The sequence below is a fragment of the Candidatus Pantoea multigeneris genome (assembly GCF_011752615.1).
Classification (GTDB): Bacteria; Pseudomonadota; Gammaproteobacteria; order Enterobacterales; family Enterobacteriaceae; genus Pantoea; species Pantoea multigeneris.
The window spans coordinates 486,623-504,270 of record NZ_VWXF01000001.1 but is presented as its reverse complement, the minus strand read 5'-3'; the positions used below and the strand labels follow the sequence as shown (position 1 = coordinate 504,270).

Below are 17,648 nucleotides of genomic sequence, written 5' to 3'. Positions count from 1 at the left end.
GCACCTCGTCAGGATCGTAGGGATCGCCAATGCCGCTTCTGTGAGCGGCTACGGCGATATCAGGCTTGTGACAGCGTTAACTGTTGCTCCAGCATCGCGAGATCCTGCTCGCCGATCGTCAGTCCATCTCTCTCCGCTGTGGCGGCGCGTTGGTTTTCTAATTCCCCAGGCATATGGATGGCACTGAAGCCCTCTGCCAGGGGGGACGCTTTGGCCCGTGCTACCAGCTCATCCGCGCGGGAAACGTAACTCTCCAGCGGCAGGGCAATATCCGGGCGGAAGGTGATAAAGGCATGGCCGACGTTCTGCGGCTGGCTGAAGTTACTGTTTTGATTACGCACCTCGCCGCCGTAGCCGCTGCCAGACATCACACCCGCCAGGAGCTCCATCATCAATCCCAGACCGGAGCCTTTGGGGCCAGCCATGGGCAATACCACGCCATCCAGCGCGGCTTGTGGATCGGTGGTGGGTTGGCCTGAGGCATCCAGCGCCCAGTCTTGCGGTATCGCCTCACCGCGTCTGGCGGCACGGCGAATTTTGCCAAATGCCACCACCGAAGTGGCCATATCCAGCATCAGCGGCGTTTTACCGCCTGGGGCCGCAAACGCAAACGGGCTGGTACCAAGGAACGGCGTGCGCCCGCCCCACACCGGCATCAGCGGCGGCGCGTTGGTAAACACCATCGCCCCTAATCCTGCGTCGAGCGCCTGCTGTAACCAACTGGCCGCCATCCCAAAGTGATTGCTGTTAGAGGCCAACACCAGGCTAATCCCGTATTGCTGGCCGCGTGCTATCGCTTCCTGCATGGCTCTGCGTGCGACGAGATAGCCCATGCCGTTATCACCGTCGAGGTGAGCGGTAGCGCCGTCCCCCGCGCTGAGGCGAAACTGCGGGTGCGCATTCACCACGCCAGACCGTAAACGCTGGGTATAAACCGGTATCCGACCAATTCCGTGTGAAGCCACACCGCGTGCTTCAGCATCGACCAGGCAGTGAGCAACCACAGTGGCGTCCTCGCGGGGAAGCCAGGCAGAAAAAATTTGTGTCACGGTCGCGCGGAGCTGGCTGAGGTGAACGGTTTGTTGGGCGGTGCAATCAGGCAAAGTGCTCATCCGGTTCTCCTGGGTACGAGTGGGTATGCGCCCATTGTGTGCAATTTGTTCAACGCGGGTCTATCTGCTAATTTTCAGTGATTGTTGAATTTCAGGAATAGATCGATGGATTTTCGTGATCTGAATTACTTTGCCACCGTGGCAGAGTTGGGCCATTTAGGGCGGGCAGCCGAAAAGCTGTGCCGGACACAGTCGGCGTTATCAAAATGCATCAAACGGCTGGAAGAGGAGCTGGGAACCCAACTGTTTAGCCGCAGTGGACGCAACATTGTTCTGACGCCTGCGGGGGCGGTGTTGCTGGAGCGGGCGAAAGTGCTCCAGCGCGGTGTGGAGGAGTCTAAACGACAAATTCAGGATTTTGCCCGTGGGGTGCGCGGCCACGTCCGGCTGGGGGTGTCCAGCACCATGGCCGAGTTGCTGTTGCCTGCGGTGACGGCAGAATTTATGCGCACGGCACCTGCCGTCACACTGTCGCTGACGCTGGGCATGAACGATCACCTGCGCAATCTGCTGCACGCAGGGCATATTGATTTAATGCTTGGACCCCTCACGGATGACGACCCGCTGTTTACCGCCTACCCGTTGATCGATGATGAGGTGGTGATTGTTGCCGGCCCGGAACATCCGATTTTTCAGCAGCCTGCCACTATCGCCGAGTTGGAAGGGCAGCGCTGGGTGCTGGCCCCCAACCCGGTGGCGACGCGCCGCTGGCTCAATGGCCTGTTGGAGCTGCATGGACTCCCTCCCGCCCACGTGCAAATTGAAACCAGTTCAATCCTGCTGGTGCCGCAGTTGATATCACGCAATCACCTGCTGAGTGTGCTCTCGCGGCGCAATCTTGGCCCCGGCAGGCCCGGTCATCCCCTGCGTGAAGTGCCGATTGCTGGCGCGGTGATGCAGCGCACCTTCGGCGTACTCTATCGTGAGGAGACGTTACTGACCCCGCCGGTGCTCTGTTTGTTGAATATTTTGCGCAGTGGGACCAGCGTCTCATGAAAATGTGACGCCAGTCTGTTTTCAGGGGAAAAATGTGACATACATGAATTAAATTCCATGATTGCTGTCACGTTCTTACATCTCCAGCTGATAAACCCGGCTTGCGGTACCGCGAAACAGCCAGTCGCGTTCCGCTGCACTTGCGCCTGCGGTGAGACGTTTAAAGGCATTCCAGCCGTTGCTGTAGGGGTAGGAGCCTTTATCCACCGGAAAATTACTCTCGAACATACAGCGTTCGACGCCAAAAGCGTCAATGCAGGTCATCATCCACGGCTGCCAGGCCTCAGCCAGCGCGGCGGAGGTGGGCGGGCGCTCACCCTGCTCGAAGTTAAACCCGTTAATGCGCATTCCTAGCCCGCCCAGTTTCACATACACATTGGGTAATTGTGCCAGCTGGCGCATGGCATGTGCCCACTGGGCAAAAACGGTTTCAGGGTGGTTGGCGTAGCGAGCAATACGCACCACGCCGCCGCAGTGGTTGATGACGATGCGCGTCTCCGGGAAACGCTGGGCCAGCGCGAAGAGCTCCGGCAACTGCGTGAAGAACAGCCAGGCCTCATAATTGAGGCCGAAATCGGCCAGTTGCTCCACGCCTGCCTGGTAGTCCTTATCCAGTAACAAGCCCGCAGGTGCCGCCGAGAGCGGATTTACCAGACTGGGATCTTCATCCCATGCCACCAGGTGTCGCACGCCGCGTAAACGGCCATGGCTGGCAGCCAATTCCGCATCCAGCACTTCCCGAACGGCAGCCCCGAGGCGTAAATCGGCATAACCAATAATCCCCTCGGCAACGCGGGGGCGAAGCAACTGCTGATGGGCGGTGGCGTCTGCCACATAGGCAACTTCACCCACCGGACGCAGCGCTTCTGGCCCCTCGGTACGATAGCGCGTCAATGCCTGCATAAAGACCGAAGCGGTGATGTTATGGCCGGATTGCACATCCGCCAGATACTCCTCCAGCAGATATTGCCAGCCGGGACGATCATAAAAATGGTGGTGGGCATCGATAATGGGTAAATCCGGCTCCAGCGCCGCCTCTGTCCCGCTCGCCAGCCACGCTTCTCTCACCGGAAGATAGTTACTTGTGCTCATCACCTTTACTCCGTGTCAGTTGTCCGCGCTTAACTATAGAACCCAGAGCGTGAATTTTGCGAGGTGGGTTCTGAAAACCCCTATAGGAATGCAAATCCAGAATTGAGCGTGGAAACCCTCTCCCAGCCACGATTTTTCCAGGCTGCCGTGATTCAGCAAAATGCGTACCCTCAGGATTATTGCTTTACACCTATATAGCACTTGACCTATATTGATAAGGAGATCCTGTGTGGGCTATTAAAACCACTGACAGCTTTGATCGTTGGTTTCATGCTTTGCATGAGACCGATCGCACTTGCGTTCTCGCAGCGTTAATCGTGTTACGAGAAAAAGGTCCTGCCTTACCCAGACCTTACGCAGACACGATTAAGGGGTCGCGCTACAACAATATGAAAGAGCTTCGTATCCAGAGCCGAGGTGAGCCATTACGTGCATTCTTTGCTTTTGATCCTGAACGTACGGCCATTCTGTTGTGTGCAGGTAACAAGGTAGGAAATGAGAAACGCTTTTACCGCGAGATGATCCCGCTGGCTGACCAGGCGTTTTCTCAACATCTTCAGAGTCTGACCAAAAAGGAGTAATGCTATGGGGAGTACGCTGGAACAACTGCTGGCTAACGAACAGCCGCAGGTCGTGGCCGAAGCACAGGCGATGGCGACGGATATTTTACTCAATATTCACCTCGCCACGCTGCGGGAACGGGTACAAAAAACACAGGTAGAGATGGCGAATGCATTAGGTATTCGGCAGCCAACGATTGCAGGGATGGAAAAACCCGGCCGGGATCTCAAGCTCTCCACGCTGAAACGCTACGTTGAAGCCACGGGCGGTAAGCTGCGTCTGGATATTGAGCTGCCTGATGGTTCACACTTTGCTTTCGCCATCTAAAAATTAAGCGCAGCGCGGGTTGGCTTTTCAAGTGCTACTTTTTAAAGATAAAAGTCAGCGGAGAGCGTGAATGAGCAAACGAATTGTGATTTGCTGCGATGGCACCGGCAATGAGATCAACACCACCATGTCGAACGTGCTCAAATTTTTCCGCATCCTCGAGAAAAATGAGCAGCAAAAAGTCTTTTATTCACCGGGCGTCGGCACCCTGAGCCTTTCCAATGCCTGGCAGCGCATGCGGCAGAAGTGGCGCACGCTGTTTGGGTTGGCGACCGGGTACGGCATGGATGATGACATCCTGGCCGCCTACCAGTTCTTGTGTCTGGAGTGGCAGCCGGGTGACAAAATCTACCTCACTGGCTTCAGTCGCGGTGCTTATACCGTGCGGGTGCTGGCCGCGCTTATTGACACCATCGGCGTGCTGGCACCGGAACAGTACAACCTCGCCAGCTATGGCCTGACCACCTATAAAAAAGCCAGTGGAGATCTCCCCCCAGCAGGGCGTGCGACTGCGCTGGAGAATATCTGGTCATTTGGGCGTGTAGCAGGTGGAAGGCAAGCGCGCATTGAGTTTATTGGCGTCTGGGATAGCGTGGCGTCAGTGATTGTGCCCCGCATGGACCGCCTGTTCCCCAGCATGCAAACGCTCCCCTTCACGCGCACCAATCGGGCAGTTAAAATTTTCCGTCAGGCGATCTCTATCGATGAGCGTCGTCGCATGTTCCGCCTCAATCGCTGGAATTCCCCGCAAAACTATCGCCCCGATCCCTACGACAAAGCCTGTGAGCTCTCCCAGGATATTCGTCAAATCTGGTTCGCTGGCGTACATGCCGATGTAGGGGGAGGTTATCCCGAAAACGAAAGTGGGCTGTCGAAATATCCACTGAACTGGATGCTACAACAGGCCCAACAGGCGGGGCTCACCTATGATGCGGTTGCGCTACAGGCCATTTCCCACGGCGGTCGGCTGCCGCACAGCGAGGAGATCTTTGTCGCGCCAGACGACGTTGGCGAGTTGCATGATTCACTGACCGGGGGATGGTGGCTACTGGAGTGTCTTCCCAAGGCAGTACGCTTCCGTGAGTGGCGTGGGCGAACCGCCTTTTTGGGCTGGTATCTGCCGCTTGGGGAGCCGCGCTTCATTCCTGACGGGGCGCTGATTCACACTTCGGTGCAACAGCGCATGGCGGCGATGCCCGCTTACCAGCCGGTTAATTTACCCGCGCATCCTGTCTGGGTCGATGAATGAGGCTAAATGTATTCTGAGTCCGAGCGGTATTATTTTAATAACGTCATTGCGGCTCGATTTTCCTGAATAAATAGCCAGTGGTTTAGGCGCTGGCTTAATTACGCAGGGGAATTGGCTGATTAACCCCTTGCCGTGCATATTGACAAAATACCCCACCAATAACTGAATTTTGCCTGGTCAATATAGACAATCAGTGGTTTCCGTCCATAATAAGGCGCTATCATTCCCACCCGCTGACGATACAAGAATGCCTGTGAACCGTAATATTACAGGACGTCTGCATCGGTAAATGGATATTTCATGGCAAAGCTTATTACCTCTCTTTCTACCTGCTCAGACCGGATGACACCGGGAGAGCGGCGTGTAGCCCAACGACTTGAATCCCTACTGCCGGATGATTGCCTGATCTGGTACGATATTCCCGTTGGCCGTGACCATCTGCACCCCGATTTTATTATTATTGATCCTGGGCTTGGGCTTATTTTCCTCGAAGTTAAAGACTGGCGACCTTCAACGCTGCGCTATGCCAGCCCACAAAGCGTCACGCTGGAGACTGACAAAGGTGAAGTGCATCACAGTCATCCTCTGGTGCAGGTAAAACAGTATGCTTGTGCGACGGTAAATAAGCTTGAGCAGGAACCCCGGTTGCAGCAAACCGGGGCGTATCAGGGGAAATTAAATCTGGCCTGGGCTTACGGCGTGGTATTTACCAATATAACCCGACGCCAGCTACAGTCATTGTCCGCAAACCCTCTGGACGACGCAATATTCCCCACGGCGCTAACAATCTGTCAGGATGAAATGACAGAAACCACACCCGCCACCGTGTTCAGAAATAAACTCAGCGGCCTGTTCAAGGGGAAATTCCGACCCACCATCACCCCGGAAATCCGCGATATTGTCCGCCAGCATCTGTTCCCTGAAATTGTTATCCAGCCCAAAAAACAGGCCAATTCGCTGGCAAAAGTCATGGATATCCAGCAAGAGGTACTGGCGCGTAATATTGGTGAAGGGCACAGGGTTATTCATGGCGTGGCGGGTTCGGGAAAAACGTTGATTCTGATTTATCGCTGTCTCTATCTGGCAGAAACCCTGCAACGCCCGGTGTTGGTGCTGTGTTACAACATCACGCTCTCAAATTATCTGCGTGAACAGTTGGCCGCACGCGGGCTGGCAGAAAAAGTCCACGTCTTCTATTTCCATGCGTGGTGTAAGCACGCAGTGGAAAGCTCAGGTGTGAAGATGCTGAGCCGTGGTAGTCATGACAGCCATTTTATTGCGCTGGAGGCGGCACAGGAAAGCGGTGCCTTTACTGATGCCGGTTATGATGCGGTGTTGATTGACGAAGGGCATGACTTTGACAGCCGCTGGCTGACGCTGATTGCACGCCTGTTTGATAATCAACAGCGTTCGCTGTTGCTGATGTATGACGATGCGCAGTCACTCTATCGTCGCGAGCGGGCGCTGAACTTTTCTCTCGCCAGCGTAGGAATTCAGGCACAGGGGCGAACCTCGATTCTGCGCGTCAACTACCGCAATCCGCAAAGCATCCTGAATTTTGCCTATGCGTTCTCCCGCGAATATTTCGAAAAGCACCACAACAAAGAGATCCCCCAGGTGTTGCCCGAAGCCTGTGGTGAGCTGGGCGCTGACCCGGTCATCATCAGCTGTGACTCGGTAGAAAAAGAGGCGCAACATGTGCTGATGTGGATCAAGCAAAAACGCGCACAGCATGGCCGCTGGGGCGACATTGCCATTCTCTTTCCCGCCAAATTCTCGGCGCTACCGCTGTGTGAAAAGCTCAGCGCCGAGGGGATACCTTTCGCGACCTGCTTTGAACCGGCGGAGAAGAAACGCTATGCCCACCAGGACGATGTGGTGCACTTACTGACATATCAGAGCAGCAAAGGGTTAGAGTTTCCGTTTGTCGCGGTACTTAACGCCTCATTTGTACCGAGTAAATCAGAGGATGAAACCCAGGCGATTCCAGCCCTGTATGTGGCCTTTACCCGGGCAACGCAGGAGTTGATGGTCAGCGCTTACCGCAAAAATACCATCAGCCAGCATCTGGAAAGTTTCGCTACGGTGTGAAGTAAGAGAGGCAGGTAACGACCGGAAAGGGCCGATCGTTACCTGAGCAGGTTACGGGTTATGAGCTGCTGCGGCGGGTTTCATAAAGATGGCGGTTAAGGCGGAGATCAGACAGCCAGCCATCAGGTAAATGGCTACGCTGTGCCATTCACCGCCAAACAGAGCCAGCAGCCCGGCTGCAATAAACGGGGTAAACCCGCCGCCAACCACGCTGGCCACCTGATAGCCGACACCGGCACCGCTGTAGCGATAGCTTGCGCCAAACATTTCGGTGAACATCGGCTGTTGCACGCAAACTACCATGTCATGGGCGATGTTAGCCAACAGCAGTGAGAAGATCACGACACCAACAATCGAACGCTGCTCCAGCGCCATGAAGAACGGGAAGGCGCTCACTGCGCCCAACAGGGCACCGACAATATAGATGCGGCGGCGACCGAAGCGATCGGCCAGCCAGGCAAACAGCGGAATCGTCAGGCAGCTGATGCCGCCAACCAGCAGGCCAATATTCAGAAACAGCTCGCGCGGCAGTCCGAGATTCTGTGTGGAGTAGTTCAGGGCAAATGCCGTAACGATGTACATCGTCAGCAGTTCACACAGGCGCAGCGCAATAATTTTTAAGAAGGCACCGGGATGACGTAGCAGGGCTTCAATCACCGGCAGCCGCTGTTTTTTCTGTTGCGGCTGTGCTTCTTTCGCCTGTTCAAATTCCGCTGACTCTTCCATGCCATTACGGATCCACAGCGCCACCAGCACCAGCAAAATGCTGAACAGGAACGGCAGACGCCAGCCCCAGCTTAAAAACTGCTCATTGGTGGTGTGGCTGCTGATCAGGGAAACCAGCCCGGTGGCAAGCAGCAACCCAACGCCATAACCCACCTGAATTCCGCTGCTGTAAAACGCCTTTTTGCCTGATGGCGCACTCTCTACTGCCAGCAGGGCCGCGCCGCCCCATTCACCGCCCACGGCAAAGCCCTGAATGGCACGCAGGGTAACCAGCAGGGCAGGTGCCCACCAGCCAATGGCAGAGAACGAGGGAAGAATACCGATACAGGCGGTGGCACCGCCCATCATCCATACGGTGAGCATCAGCATGCGTTTGCGGCCGAGACGATCGCCAAAGTGACCAAACACAATACCGCCCAGTGGGCGAAACAGGAAACCGACACCGAAGGTGGCGAAAGCGGCTAAAGTCCCCATCGCTGGGCTTATCTGAGGGAAAAATTCACTGTTAAACACCAGTGCTGCGGTAATGCCATAGAGTAAGAAATCAAACCAGTCGACCACGGCACCGGCAAAACTGCCAAGGGCAGCGCGTCGGGCGCGGTCTGACGAAGGGGCATTCCCCTCATCAGGGCGAGGGGTAATGAGTGTGGAGTCCATAATTGTCCTGTCCGTATCTCAAATTCTTTATGTATCAAAATGGTGGTGGCGGCTCATCTCGTATGTCTCGTACCCAGGGCGGCTTTTGGCATCAATACCCTGATGATGACGAGGAATATGCAGGCGATATGAGCGTTGCCAGGCCGAACACTATACCCGCCAGCGTGGAAGCGGTGAAGCGAGGTGTGATCATTAACGGCATATTTGCGAGCCGGGTAGGGAAAGGGCTTGCAAAGGGTGTGGATGAATCATCCATAAAGCTGATATACCGCCTAAACCTTGAACGAATATGAGATTACGTGCGCAGTGGCAGCGGTGAAATAACCGCGCCCAACAGGGGGATTTATATTTAACCCCTTCAGGTTCAGGCCAAATCACCGTCTCAGCGTGGCCGGTTTTGACTCGCGCAGGCGCTGGCTTTGCGGGTATAATCCGACAAATTTTTCACAGGATTTACAGATAAAAATGGCAAAACTTACTCTCCAGGAGCAGATGCTCAAAGCGGGTTTAGTCTCGAGTAAAAAAGTCGCCAAAGTGCAAAAGACGGCGAAAAAATCGCGTGTTCAGGCGCGTGAAGCGCGTGAAGCGGTTGAAGAGAATAAAAAAGCGCAGCTAGAGCGAGATAAACAGCTCAACGAGCAGATTAAACAGGCCGCACAGGCCAAAGAGTATCAGGCGCAGGTTAAACAACTGATCGAAATGAACCGCATTACCGTGGCGAAAGGGGATATCAGTTTCAACTTCACTGATAACAATCTGATTAAAAAAATGCTGGTTGATAAGCTGACGCAGTCCCAACTGGTGAATGGCCGTCTGGCTATTGCCCGTTTGAGCATCGATAGCAACGGCGATGCGCAGTACGCCATTATCCCGGCCGTGGTGGCGGATAAAATCGCGCAGCGTGATGCCAGCAGCATCGTGCTGCACAGCGTATTAAGTCAGGAAGCTGAGGATGAAGATGATCCGTACGCCGACTTCAAAGTGCCTGACGATCTGATGTGGTAAATCGCCAGGCGCACTCTCAGCCGTGGGCTGAATATCAGAACGGGCTTAGATTGCGGGCGTGAATCTGCTCGCCACTCACCGGATGGACAAAATCCAGTGCGCTGGCGTGCAGCATCAGACGGGGTTGCTGCCCGGTACTGATGAGTCCACCGTACAGGTCGCAGCCGAGAATCGGGTGGCCCAACTGCTGGCAGTGAATACGTAGCTGGTGCGTGCGCCCGGTTTCTGGTATTAACTGCACCCGCGTCAACGGCATTGGCGCTTCTCCCGCGGTTTGACGAAACTCACGCGCCACCACCTGATAGCGCGAACGCGCCGGTTTGCCGTTCAGCGCACAGATGGACATCAACGGAAACAGCGCCGGATCCTTAGCAATAGGCGCATCAATCACCCCTTCATTATCCGTCAGGTGGCCGCATAACAGCGCCGTGTAAACCTTCGTTACGCTCCGTTGACTGAACTGCTGACACAGTGCTGCATTTATCGCTTTATTGCGCGCGATCACCATCAACCCGGATGTACCAAAATCAAGGCGATGCACCAGGGTGCAGCCCGGAAACTGCTGCACCAGGCGGTGATGCACCGAATCGAGATTCAGCGGATTTTTCCCCGAGAGGCTTAGCAGTCCGGTCGGCTTGTTGATCAGCACCAGATGTTCATCCTGATAGAGAATCTCTATCTCTGCATGGCAGGGTGGGGCAATAAAGTCATCAATGATCGTCGACATCAGGCTGCAAGGCTGGCAAGTGGGGGGCGGATAATAACCAATTTTGCGCGACCTGGCGAATCAGACTGCGGTCGTCGCTTTTTTATCAAGCTCCTCGCACCGCTGAAATTTTTCGTCCAGACTTACTGCAAAGGCGTAGTCTGCGCGGGCGTTGTGCTTTACACTGCGCGCTGCAAAAAACTGAGTAGATTAACGATTAAACAGGCGGTAATGGCGATGAAAGGTACGATCACAACCTGGTTTGCAGATAAAGGTTTTGGCTTTATCAAAGATGAAGAGGGCGAAAACCGCTATTTTCATGTGATTAAGGTCGCCAACCCTGAACTGATCAAGAAAGATGCAGCGGTGACGTTTGAACCGACCACCAACAACAAAGGGTTATCAGCCTTTGCGGTTAAAGTGGTGCCAGACAGCAAATATATCTACATTGCGGGCGAGCGTCTGAAGCTCACCTCAATTAAGTCTTACCTGGTGTACAGTGAAGACGTGCCAGTAGAAACGCGTATTGATAAAGAAAACCCGGTGCTGTCGGTGGGGATTCTGATGAACAGCATCAAGCCGAAAACCTCGGTACAGCCGGATGAAACGCGTTCGCTGAAAAAACTGGCGATCAACACCTTCCAGGGCACGACGCTGATCTTCACCGCCGATGAGATCGACATCGACAGCACCGTGAAAATGCTTAAGCTCTGATAGTATTCAGGCGGTAACAGATTGACGTTTTAACTTTAGGGGCGCGCTATGAGCAACCAGGTACCAATCAAATATTTTGATATCGCAGATGACTACATTGACGAATCTGCTAAGCCCGTCAGCGAGCCAGAGCGTGAAGCGCTGGCGCGTTATTTCGAGCTGCTGATCACCCGTTTAAACAACAACGAAGAGATCAGCGAAGAAGCCCAGCACGAGATGGCAGCGGAAGCGGGCCTGGCGGCACAGTACATTGATGACGTGGCTAACTTCCTCAATCAATGGGGCAACGAATAATCTTTGTTGCTTTAAGCGGGCCGCTACGATTAGAGGCTGCCCGCTTTTCCCCCGGTTATAGCGTTTTTGCAACCATACCAAAAGCTGCCAGCAGCATGATCGCGCCTGCGGTGCGGAACAGCACCTGCTGTGCTTTAGCACTGGCGAGGAAGCGGCGAATCTTAAGCGCAGCGAGAATAAACGCCGAACCCACCACCAGCAGCACCAGCAGCGTCAGCGGCACTAACATCCCTCCCCAAATCTGCATGGATACTTGATCCAGCGAAATCACCAGTGGCAGAATGGCCAGATAAAATGCAATGGTTTTCGGGTTTCCCAGCGTGATTGTTAAACCAGACAACCAGGCGGAGGCCAGCTCTTGTTTCGTCGCTTTTTGGTCAATGCTTATCGCCTGAGGTTTATAGCGCCAGAACTGCCATGCCAGAAAACATAAATAGAGTGATGCCGCCCAGTTAATCAGGGTAAATACCGAGGTGTAACTGTGTGCAATAACAGCCAAACCAAATACCGCAATCGACAGATAAATTAAATCGCCCAGTATTAATCCCGCGAGCATGGTAAACCCAGTGATGGCTCCGCCGCTGACGCTACGCGCCACAAGGGCCGTCATGCCGGGGCCGGGAATGGCAGCCGCTAAGCCGAGAGCAGCCACATAAGAGAGTATTTGTGCGGTTCCTAACATCATTATTCCTGTTGAAAATTCATTAGATTAAAGGCTGTAACTGACTCACGATTGCACGAGAAAAAACCAGATCCTGAACGGCCAGACCTACAGATTTGAATAACGTGCGTGGTAATTTAACGACAAATGGCTTTAAATCGGAGGTGAGCAATTCACCTATTTCAATTCCCATGTCTGTGGGGGTGATAAACCCCTGTTCTTTTGCCTGAATCAGACAACTGGAGGCGTTCCATACCGCTTCCCGTGAATCTACATACAATTTTGTCGCAGAATATATATCCGGCCCTAATTCCTGAAAACCGAACGCCGAAGCGCCAACAGCATTAATATGACAATGATCGGGAAGATCGTTAGCATGCAGGAAAGGCTCCTTTGACGCGGTGACAGTACAGATAATGTCAGCATCCGAAACCGCTTGAGCCGGTGTCATCGCTACCGTCACGGGCAGCCCAGTATGCTGACGACACCAGTCAGCGAAAATGGCAGCGCTGGTTGTATTTCTACCCCAAACGGTAATCTGACGTAGCGAGCGGATTTCCATCATCAGTAAAACGTGTTTTTTTGCCTGCACGCCAGTCCCTAAAATAGAGAGATGACTGGCATTTTTTGGGGCCAGAATGTCGGTAGCGACAGCAGATGCGGCCGCAGTGCGCAATTCCGTTACCGAAGCTGCGTCAACGAGCACCATATCTTCATGATTAGAAGCACCATACAGCAAAATACAGCCTTCATGGGATGAGCGTTGATGGCTTCGGCTGAAATCAACTTTTACCGTTTTTAGGCCAAAGCCAGCATAGGGACCTTCACTAATATATGCGGGCATCGTCCCCATCATGCTGCTTTGCTCAGAGACAATAACGCTGCGTAATGTCTGTTTGACTTTTCCGTTGCTGAACAGGGAGAAAGCATCCCGGCTCAATTGTAGACATTTTGCGTAGGATAACGCTTGTTGAACACGTTTACGGTCAATAAATTGCATGATAGATCCCCTGTGATTAACGTGCCGGGGCGGACTGGAATTGCGGTTCAATCTGAGTATGGGCAAGACTATTCAGAAGTGTTGACATGGTCTTTTGCGATACACCCAAAATGACATCCAGCACGTTCTGTGCGCTATATCCCGCAGCCAGAACCTCTTCTAGCGCTATTGGCGGTATCTGGCCTTGTGCTAAAACGACCTGGCGAGTGAAGCGATAGAGCGCCGCCAACTTGGCGGGAAGTGATTCAGGATCCTGAGCAAGTGCATGTAACACTTGCTCAGGCACATTTTTATGCTGGGCGATCCAGTTATGCGCCTGAACCGTGTAATCACACTGGTTCAGTGTGCCAGTGGTGATCCAGACAATTGCACGTTCCTCTTCACTCAGAGAACACTGAGAAAAGGCATCATGTGCGTACTGATAGGATGAAAGTAATGCGGGTGATTCCGCCATAAAGGCACTTTGCCTTGGGATCCAACCAAAACCATCAATTGAACTTTGAAGTAAAGGGCGGCTGGCGGCGGGTGCACTGTCGATATCATGCAAAGTTAATAAATTCATTTTAGGCCTTTAGTCATTATTGAGTATGAGAAGCAAAAACAGACCACAGCATGTGAATCGGTCTTGTTCGTGAGATGAACTTCAATTTGTGTAATTTCGCTGCTATTTCTGTCGTTAACGCAACATCAGCCTCACCGGATAATACGGCCTTTGCTGCCGCACTGGTGGAAGGCATCTCTATGATTTTTTCAATCAACATTCCATCCGGCAATAACTCTTCAATTAATGGAATTGGGGCTGGATGTGTGGCAATGCTCAGCGGCCTTTGGGGTAATGCGCTATTTGACACTATCCCATAAAGGGGCGTGTCATAAAGGAAAGTGGCCAGTAGTTGTAAGCGGGTATCCATATAAAAGTCATTAATTTTTGGATAGGCATTGGCAACGATTAAAATCCCTTTCATTTCCTTTATATTATTTCTTGCTAACTCATAGGAATCGTTGAGGTGAATACCGTGTGAGCTATTGGTGTAATTTTTACTCATCCAGCTGTGAAAGAATTCTGATGCGTATTCACTGCTTGTTCCGGAAGGTCCAAGCGTATGAATAGGGCAATTAACGACATTATCTAATCCCATATCTAAGAAATGATGGTTCATTTTTCCACCTGATTATTAATTGAATAGATCGATGTTAACCAATGATTGTAATCACTCAGCTCACCACGAACAATTTTCTGATAAACGGTTTTTATTTTGATTGCAATACTGTCAGTATCTGTACTTCTAAGATGATGAAAATCGATTTTAGAGACAGGAGATATTTCAACGCCCGTGCCAGTTAAAAAACATTCGTCAGCAGTCAATAGTTCAGACGGTAAAATGTCTCTTTCTTCTACAGTTAGATCCAAATATTGTTTGGCAAGTGTGATTACGGTGTCACGAGTGATGCCTTCCAGAATGTTCGCTGTGACAGGAGGTGTGATGAGTTTTTTATTTTTAACAATAAAAACGTTAGAAGTCGTGGCTTCTGCGACATAACCTGAATGGTTGAGCATGATCGCATCGTTATAACCCCCATTCATGGCGGCTTCCATTGCCAGAGCAGAATTAACATAGCTGCCGGTAATTTTTGCTCTTGCTGGAATAGCATTGTCCGCAACACGACGCCATCCGGAAATCGTACAGGTTAGGCCATCCTGTTTCACATAGGTCTGCATATCGAGACTATTAACAGATAATCCGCTACTCACGCCAGAAAGTTTCACTCCAAAGCCACTTCCTGGAAGAAGGTTGCGTTTATAGGCAATCGGCCTTATGTAACAATCCCCGCTGGTATGATTTCTGTGTAGCAGCGACTGTATTATTTCTTTTAATGCCTGTTGGTCAGGCAAGTCGTTAATCATAAGTATCGATGCTGACTGATGAAGTCGATTAATATGTTCATCTAAGCGAAAGATATTCACCTGACCATCGGAGTGACTTTTATAACCGCGAATCCCTTCAAATACTGAGGTGCCATAATTAAATGCCTGGGTGGTAATAGGGAGGACGGCATCTTTGGCTTCAACAAATTCTCCTTCAAGATAACTCCATTGATGGTGTCCTTTCTTTTCTGTTGACGCACTGCTCATGATTTAAATCCTTGATTAATGAGAGCCAGAGCTGCTTCGCGATCGCTATTATCTGCAGCGTGCCTTACATCATGAATACGTGCGGCCTTCCAACTCACCATCGCAGATGTTGCTGTTATATTGCTGGTTTCGCCGCTGACAACACTGATTTTTACACCAGGGATCACCTTTTCCAGATGTGCTTTAACTGTCAGGAGCGTTGAAGCGATGGAGGTATCTGCGTCTTTATCAAACATCTCAACGGTGATATCCAGGCAGTCAATACCGTCTTTAGTGTCAATACGAATAGCATAATCCAGACAGCCGTGGAGCTGTTCAAGGAGTGCGGCTTCTAAATCCCAGGCACAATAAGCGACACCATTGAGGCTTAAAACATCACGTACGCGCCCAACAGGAATAATTTTTTGTCTGCCATCAGACTGGTAAGTTGAACGTACCATATCGCCAGTGCGATAGCGTATGAGTGGCTTCTGTCCCTCATACAGATGAGTAATGACGAGTTCACCCATCACCTGACCTTGGGTGATGTCATAACTTGTACCGCTGACAGGGTCGATAATTTCGTAGTAATTATTCAACGGTGTGGTGTACAGCTCACTGTCAGCTGCACAAACGGCAAGAATAGAGGATTCTTGCGAGGCATACATGCAGCTATAGACTTTTGCGCCCCATACATCGCCAATATTTCTTAAGAGAGAGGGGGTAGTAAGTTCACCCACGGTGAGAATAAGCTTCACGCTGGTAGAGCCAGGTGATTGTCCTGAACTCTGCATAAAACGTGCAATTGCAATCGCGACGGCGGGAGTACAGACCAGCGCAGTGATTTGCAATTCATTGATCAATGCCATCACTCGTTTCATACCTACAACCGGTGACCGAGGCCACATTTTGACTACGCCGTAGCCGAGGCTACGAAATACATCCTCAAAGGTATCGCCTGTTGAATGAAGTTCGGTAGGCCCCATAACGCCGACGATATGTTCAGAACCGTATTGCTCAAAGATACTGCGATAATTGATAATAAGCGGAGTATTATTATGGATTGAATCCGTTTCATTTCGTGGGCAAGGGGTGGGTTTGCCGGTGGTGCCGGTAGTTTCGTAATAAATCCAGCTCTTATGCATTGGGGCTGCCACTAATGCTGCCCCCTGATTTCTTAGGTCATCTTTTGTGGTGAAGGGGATATTTGTCAGTTCATTAATTTTCAATGTGCTAATATCTGATGCAGTTAGCCCTTTTAAATGTTCCTTATAGAAGGGGGAGTTTTCAGAAACATACTTAATTACGTCTCTCAGTTTATTATTTTGATGGCTTCTGAGTTGGTCGAGGCTAATATTTCCTTTGTAAAAATCACAATGCTGATCATAGGTTGCTTTTGCTTGTTTTATTTGTTCTTCTTTGAAAATGGCATACATGTTAATATTCCTTGCGAAATTATTTTTACAGAAGAAAAGCAAAAGCCAGCAGCGTTTTACTGGTGACTTTCTGTTTGCTTATTGGTCTTGATTAGCGGTAAAGTGGAAGGTTTCCAGTCATTTTGGTGACTTTATTTTTAGGTCCGATAATTCCTATAGCAACCAATTCGATGTTGTTGCTTTTTACTGAGGATATTTTTTCGCCGTACTCTTCGTACGTTTTACAGGATTGGGCCAGTGCACTAAATGGCATCACATAGATATCATCGTCATTTTCCACCTTCGCTTGTATTTCTTGCAGGTATTCACCTGATGCCAGTAATACAGGAAGAGGGCTATAAATTACACCTGGGTAGTTTACATCGTCCAGGCTTTGCATGTCAGGACCAACAAGATTTTCCACCGTGCGGCCAAAACTTATGCCAATAACACTGGCTGCATTCATAGCAAGGCCGGCAGGAAGATCTTTATCAATAATAATCGTACAGCGTTGTTGGCTGGCATCAAATTTCATCTTAATTCCTTGACAAGTTAGTGATTGTTTAGGGCTGCATTGTGGAGATCATTCAACACAGAAAGTAAACCCGTGTTTAAAGTAAAGTCACTGGGAAGCTCTATATCTACCACCTTCCAATCCGCAATGAATTTCCATTTCCCTGCGCCTTTTTGATGGTCAGGGTGGATAATGTAAGCATCCAGTTCACTACGATTATTAAACAAACCGATGACGATGAAATCTGCCGCAATATCACGCTTGGTGGTATTTCTGCCACAACTCCACCCTTTTATTTCATTAATATGATGAGGATGGGCACGCGTTGCGCGTTCTGCATCAATAGCCTCTAGTGAAGACCAGTTCCACGGATGTTTAAATGTAAACATAACGATATGCATTAGCATGCGATTAA

General features: G+C 51.2%; 21 protein-coding genes. 9 read left to right on the top strand and 12 right to left on the bottom strand.

What is annotated here, in order from left to right; translation table 11 throughout:
- Positions 1-59: 59 nt before the first annotated feature.
- The gene (locus F3J40_RS02345; RefSeq protein WP_167012431.1) at positions 60-1,112 is read right to left on the bottom strand and encodes an Ldh family oxidoreductase; all 1,053 of its coding nucleotides are present in this window, start codon (positions 1,110-1,112) and stop codon (positions 60-62) included.
- A gap of 105 nt (positions 1,113-1,217) precedes the next feature.
- Here F3J40_RS02345 and F3J40_RS02340 point away from each other — a divergent pair, with 105 nt between their 5' ends.
- Positions 1,218-2,108: a LysR family transcriptional regulator gene (locus F3J40_RS02340; protein WP_167012430.1), complete on the top strand. Its 891-nt coding sequence runs from the start codon at positions 1,218-1,220 to the stop codon at positions 2,106-2,108.
- A 75-nt stretch (positions 2,109-2,183) separates the two neighbouring features.
- Here the strand turns inward: F3J40_RS02340 and F3J40_RS02335 are convergent, their stop codons facing one another.
- Positions 2,184-3,200, bottom strand: a complete 1,017-nt coding sequence (locus F3J40_RS02335) for an amidohydrolase family protein (RefSeq protein ID WP_167012429.1) — start codon at positions 3,198-3,200, stop codon at positions 2,184-2,186.
- A 227-nt stretch (positions 3,201-3,427) separates the two neighbouring features.
- On the opposite strand from F3J40_RS02335, the gene F3J40_RS02330 reads away from it, so the two are divergent.
- From F3J40_RS02330 to F3J40_RS02315, 4 genes are all read left to right on the top strand, one after another.
- The gene (locus tag F3J40_RS02330) at positions 3,428-3,781 is read left to right on the top strand and encodes a type II toxin-antitoxin system RelE/ParE family toxin (protein WP_167012428.1); all 354 of its coding nucleotides are present in this window, start codon (positions 3,428-3,430) and stop codon (positions 3,779-3,781) included.
- A 4-nt stretch (positions 3,782-3,785) separates the two neighbouring features.
- Positions 3,786-4,088, top strand: a complete 303-nt coding sequence (gene proR / locus F3J40_RS02325) for a transcriptional regulator ProR (protein WP_167012427.1) — start codon at positions 3,786-3,788, stop codon at positions 4,086-4,088.
- Between the two features lie 70 nt (positions 4,089-4,158).
- Positions 4,159-5,337, top strand: coding sequence for a T6SS phospholipase effector Tle1-like catalytic domain-containing protein (locus tag F3J40_RS02320; RefSeq protein WP_167012426.1), 1,179 nt, complete (start codon positions 4,159-4,161; stop codon positions 5,335-5,337).
- 300 nt (positions 5,338-5,637) lie between these two features.
- Positions 5,638-7,428 (top strand): 3'-5' exonuclease, encoded by a 1,791-nt coding sequence (locus F3J40_RS02315; protein ID WP_167012425.1) that lies wholly within the window; start codon positions 5,638-5,640, stop codon positions 7,426-7,428.
- A gap of 51 nt (positions 7,429-7,479) precedes the next feature.
- Here the strand turns inward: F3J40_RS02315 and shiA are convergent, their stop codons facing one another.
- Positions 7,480-8,811, bottom strand: a complete 1,332-nt coding sequence (gene shiA, locus F3J40_RS02310) for a shikimate transporter (protein ID WP_167012424.1) — start codon at positions 8,809-8,811, stop codon at positions 7,480-7,482.
- Between the two features lie 2 nt (positions 8,812-8,813).
- Here shiA and F3J40_RS02305 point away from each other — a divergent pair, with 2 nt between their 5' ends.
- A complete protein-coding gene (locus F3J40_RS02305) occupies positions 8,814-9,104 on the top strand; it encodes a hypothetical protein (protein WP_167012423.1) in 291 nt (96 codons plus the stop codon).
- A gap of 172 nt (positions 9,105-9,276) precedes the next feature.
- Positions 9,277-9,816 carry a DUF2058 domain-containing protein gene (locus F3J40_RS02300; protein WP_167012422.1) on the top strand — a complete coding sequence of 180 codons (540 nt, stop codon included), beginning with the start codon at positions 9,277-9,279 and terminating at the stop codon, positions 9,814-9,816.
- 34 nt (positions 9,817-9,850) lie between these two features.
- Here F3J40_RS02300 and F3J40_RS02295 read toward each other — a convergent pair whose 3' ends face one another.
- A complete protein-coding gene (locus tag F3J40_RS02295) occupies positions 9,851-10,543 on the bottom strand; it encodes an RluA family pseudouridine synthase (protein ID WP_167012421.1) in 693 nt (230 codons plus the stop codon).
- A 210-nt stretch (positions 10,544-10,753) separates the two neighbouring features.
- Here F3J40_RS02295 and F3J40_RS02290 point away from each other — a divergent pair, with 210 nt between their 5' ends.
- Positions 10,754-11,236, top strand: coding sequence for a cold-shock protein (locus F3J40_RS02290; protein ID WP_017348120.1), 483 nt, complete (start codon positions 10,754-10,756; stop codon positions 11,234-11,236).
- Positions 11,237-11,284: 48 nt separating this feature from the next.
- Positions 11,285-11,530: a DUF2543 family protein gene (locus F3J40_RS02285; RefSeq protein ID WP_017348121.1), complete on the top strand. Its 246-nt coding sequence runs from the start codon at positions 11,285-11,287 to the stop codon at positions 11,528-11,530.
- Between the two features lie 55 nt (positions 11,531-11,585).
- Here the strand turns inward: F3J40_RS02285 and F3J40_RS02280 are convergent, their stop codons facing one another.
- The 8 genes from F3J40_RS02280 to F3J40_RS02245 all read right to left on the bottom strand — a co-directional run bounded on the left by F3J40_RS02280 (position 11,586) and on the right by F3J40_RS02245 (position 17,640).
- Positions 11,586-12,212, bottom strand: a complete 627-nt coding sequence (locus tag F3J40_RS02280; RefSeq protein WP_167012920.1) for a LysE family translocator — start codon at positions 12,210-12,212, stop codon at positions 11,586-11,588.
- A gap of 22 nt (positions 12,213-12,234) precedes the next feature.
- A complete protein-coding gene (locus F3J40_RS02275) occupies positions 12,235-13,191 on the bottom strand; it encodes an ornithine cyclodeaminase family protein (RefSeq protein WP_167012420.1) in 957 nt (318 codons plus the stop codon).
- A gap of 16 nt (positions 13,192-13,207) precedes the next feature.
- Positions 13,208-13,753, bottom strand: a complete 546-nt coding sequence (locus F3J40_RS02270; RefSeq protein WP_167012419.1) for a carboxymuconolactone decarboxylase family protein — start codon at positions 13,751-13,753, stop codon at positions 13,208-13,210.
- Between the two features lie 16 nt (positions 13,754-13,769).
- Positions 13,770-14,351, bottom strand: a complete 582-nt coding sequence (locus tag F3J40_RS02265; RefSeq protein WP_026042658.1) for a bacilysin biosynthesis protein BacA — start codon at positions 14,349-14,351, stop codon at positions 13,770-13,772.
- Complete coding sequence (locus F3J40_RS02260; RefSeq protein ID WP_167012418.1) at positions 14,348-15,325, bottom strand: branched-chain amino acid transaminase; 978 nt, start codon at positions 15,323-15,325, stop codon at positions 14,348-14,350. Before F3J40_RS02260 ends, F3J40_RS02265 begins: the two co-directional genes overlap by 4 nt.
- The gene (locus F3J40_RS02255; RefSeq protein WP_167012417.1) at positions 15,322-16,740 is read right to left on the bottom strand and encodes a phenylacetate--CoA ligase family protein; all 1,419 of its coding nucleotides are present in this window, start codon (positions 16,738-16,740) and stop codon (positions 15,322-15,324) included. Before F3J40_RS02255 ends, F3J40_RS02260 begins: the two co-directional genes overlap by 4 nt.
- Before the next feature lie 91 nt (positions 16,741-16,831).
- Entirely contained in the window at positions 16,832-17,254 is a 423-nt protein-coding gene (locus F3J40_RS02250; protein ID WP_017348128.1) for a DUF2000 domain-containing protein, read from the bottom strand.
- Positions 17,255-17,271: 17 nt separating this feature from the next.
- Positions 17,272-17,640 carry a Dabb family protein gene (locus F3J40_RS02245; protein WP_167012416.1) on the bottom strand — a complete coding sequence of 123 codons (369 nt, stop codon included), beginning with the start codon at positions 17,638-17,640 and terminating at the stop codon, positions 17,272-17,274.
- Between the last annotated feature and the right edge of the window lie 8 nt (positions 17,641-17,648).

Coding starts and splice junctions, on each gene's coding strand:
- F3J40_RS02345 (WP_167012431.1), bottom strand. CDS start 1,112: ATGAGCACTTTGCCTGATTGCACCGCCCAACAAACCGTTCACCTCAGC.
- F3J40_RS02340 (WP_167012430.1), top strand. CDS start 1,218: ATGGATTTTCGTGATCTGAATTACTTTGCCACCGTGGCAGAGTTGGGC.
- F3J40_RS02335 (WP_167012429.1), bottom strand. CDS start 3,200: ATGAGCACAAGTAACTATCTTCCGGTGAGAGAAGCGTGGCTGGCGAGC.
- proR (WP_167012427.1), top strand. CDS start 3,786: ATGGGGAGTACGCTGGAACAACTGCTGGCTAACGAACAGCCGCAGGTC.
- F3J40_RS02320 (WP_167012426.1), top strand. CDS start 4,159: ATGAGCAAACGAATTGTGATTTGCTGCGATGGCACCGGCAATGAGATC.
- F3J40_RS02315 (WP_167012425.1), top strand. CDS start 5,638: ATGGCAAAGCTTATTACCTCTCTTTCTACCTGCTCAGACCGGATGACA.
- shiA (WP_167012424.1), bottom strand. CDS start 8,811: ATGGACTCCACACTCATTACCCCTCGCCCTGATGAGGGGAATGCCCCT.
- F3J40_RS02300 (WP_167012422.1), top strand. CDS start 9,277: ATGGCAAAACTTACTCTCCAGGAGCAGATGCTCAAAGCGGGTTTAGTC.
- F3J40_RS02295 (WP_167012421.1), bottom strand. CDS start 10,543: ATGTCGACGATCATTGATGACTTTATTGCCCCACCCTGCCATGCAGAG.
- F3J40_RS02290 (WP_017348120.1), top strand. CDS start 10,754: ATGGCGATGAAAGGTACGATCACAACCTGGTTTGCAGATAAAGGTTTT.
- F3J40_RS02285 (WP_017348121.1), top strand. CDS start 11,285: ATGAGCAACCAGGTACCAATCAAATATTTTGATATCGCAGATGACTAC.
- F3J40_RS02280 (WP_167012920.1), bottom strand. CDS start 12,212: ATGTTAGGAACCGCACAAATACTCTCTTATGTGGCTGCTCTCGGCTTA.
- F3J40_RS02275 (WP_167012420.1), bottom strand. CDS start 13,191: ATGCAATTTATTGACCGTAAACGTGTTCAACAAGCGTTATCCTACGCA.
- F3J40_RS02270 (WP_167012419.1), bottom strand. CDS start 13,753: ATGAATTTATTAACTTTGCATGATATCGACAGTGCACCCGCCGCCAGC.
- F3J40_RS02265 (WP_026042658.1), bottom strand. CDS start 14,351: ATGAACCATCATTTCTTAGATATGGGATTAGATAATGTCGTTAATTGC.
- F3J40_RS02260 (WP_167012418.1), bottom strand. CDS start 15,325: ATGAGCAGTGCGTCAACAGAAAAGAAAGGACACCATCAATGGAGTTAT.
- F3J40_RS02255 (WP_167012417.1), bottom strand. CDS start 16,740: ATGTATGCCATTTTCAAAGAAGAACAAATAAAACAAGCAAAAGCAACC.
- F3J40_RS02250 (WP_017348128.1), bottom strand. CDS start 17,254: ATGAAATTTGATGCCAGCCAACAACGCTGTACGATTATTATTGATAAA.
- F3J40_RS02245 (WP_167012416.1), bottom strand. CDS start 17,640: ATGCTAATGCATATCGTTATGTTTACATTTAAACATCCGTGGAACTGG.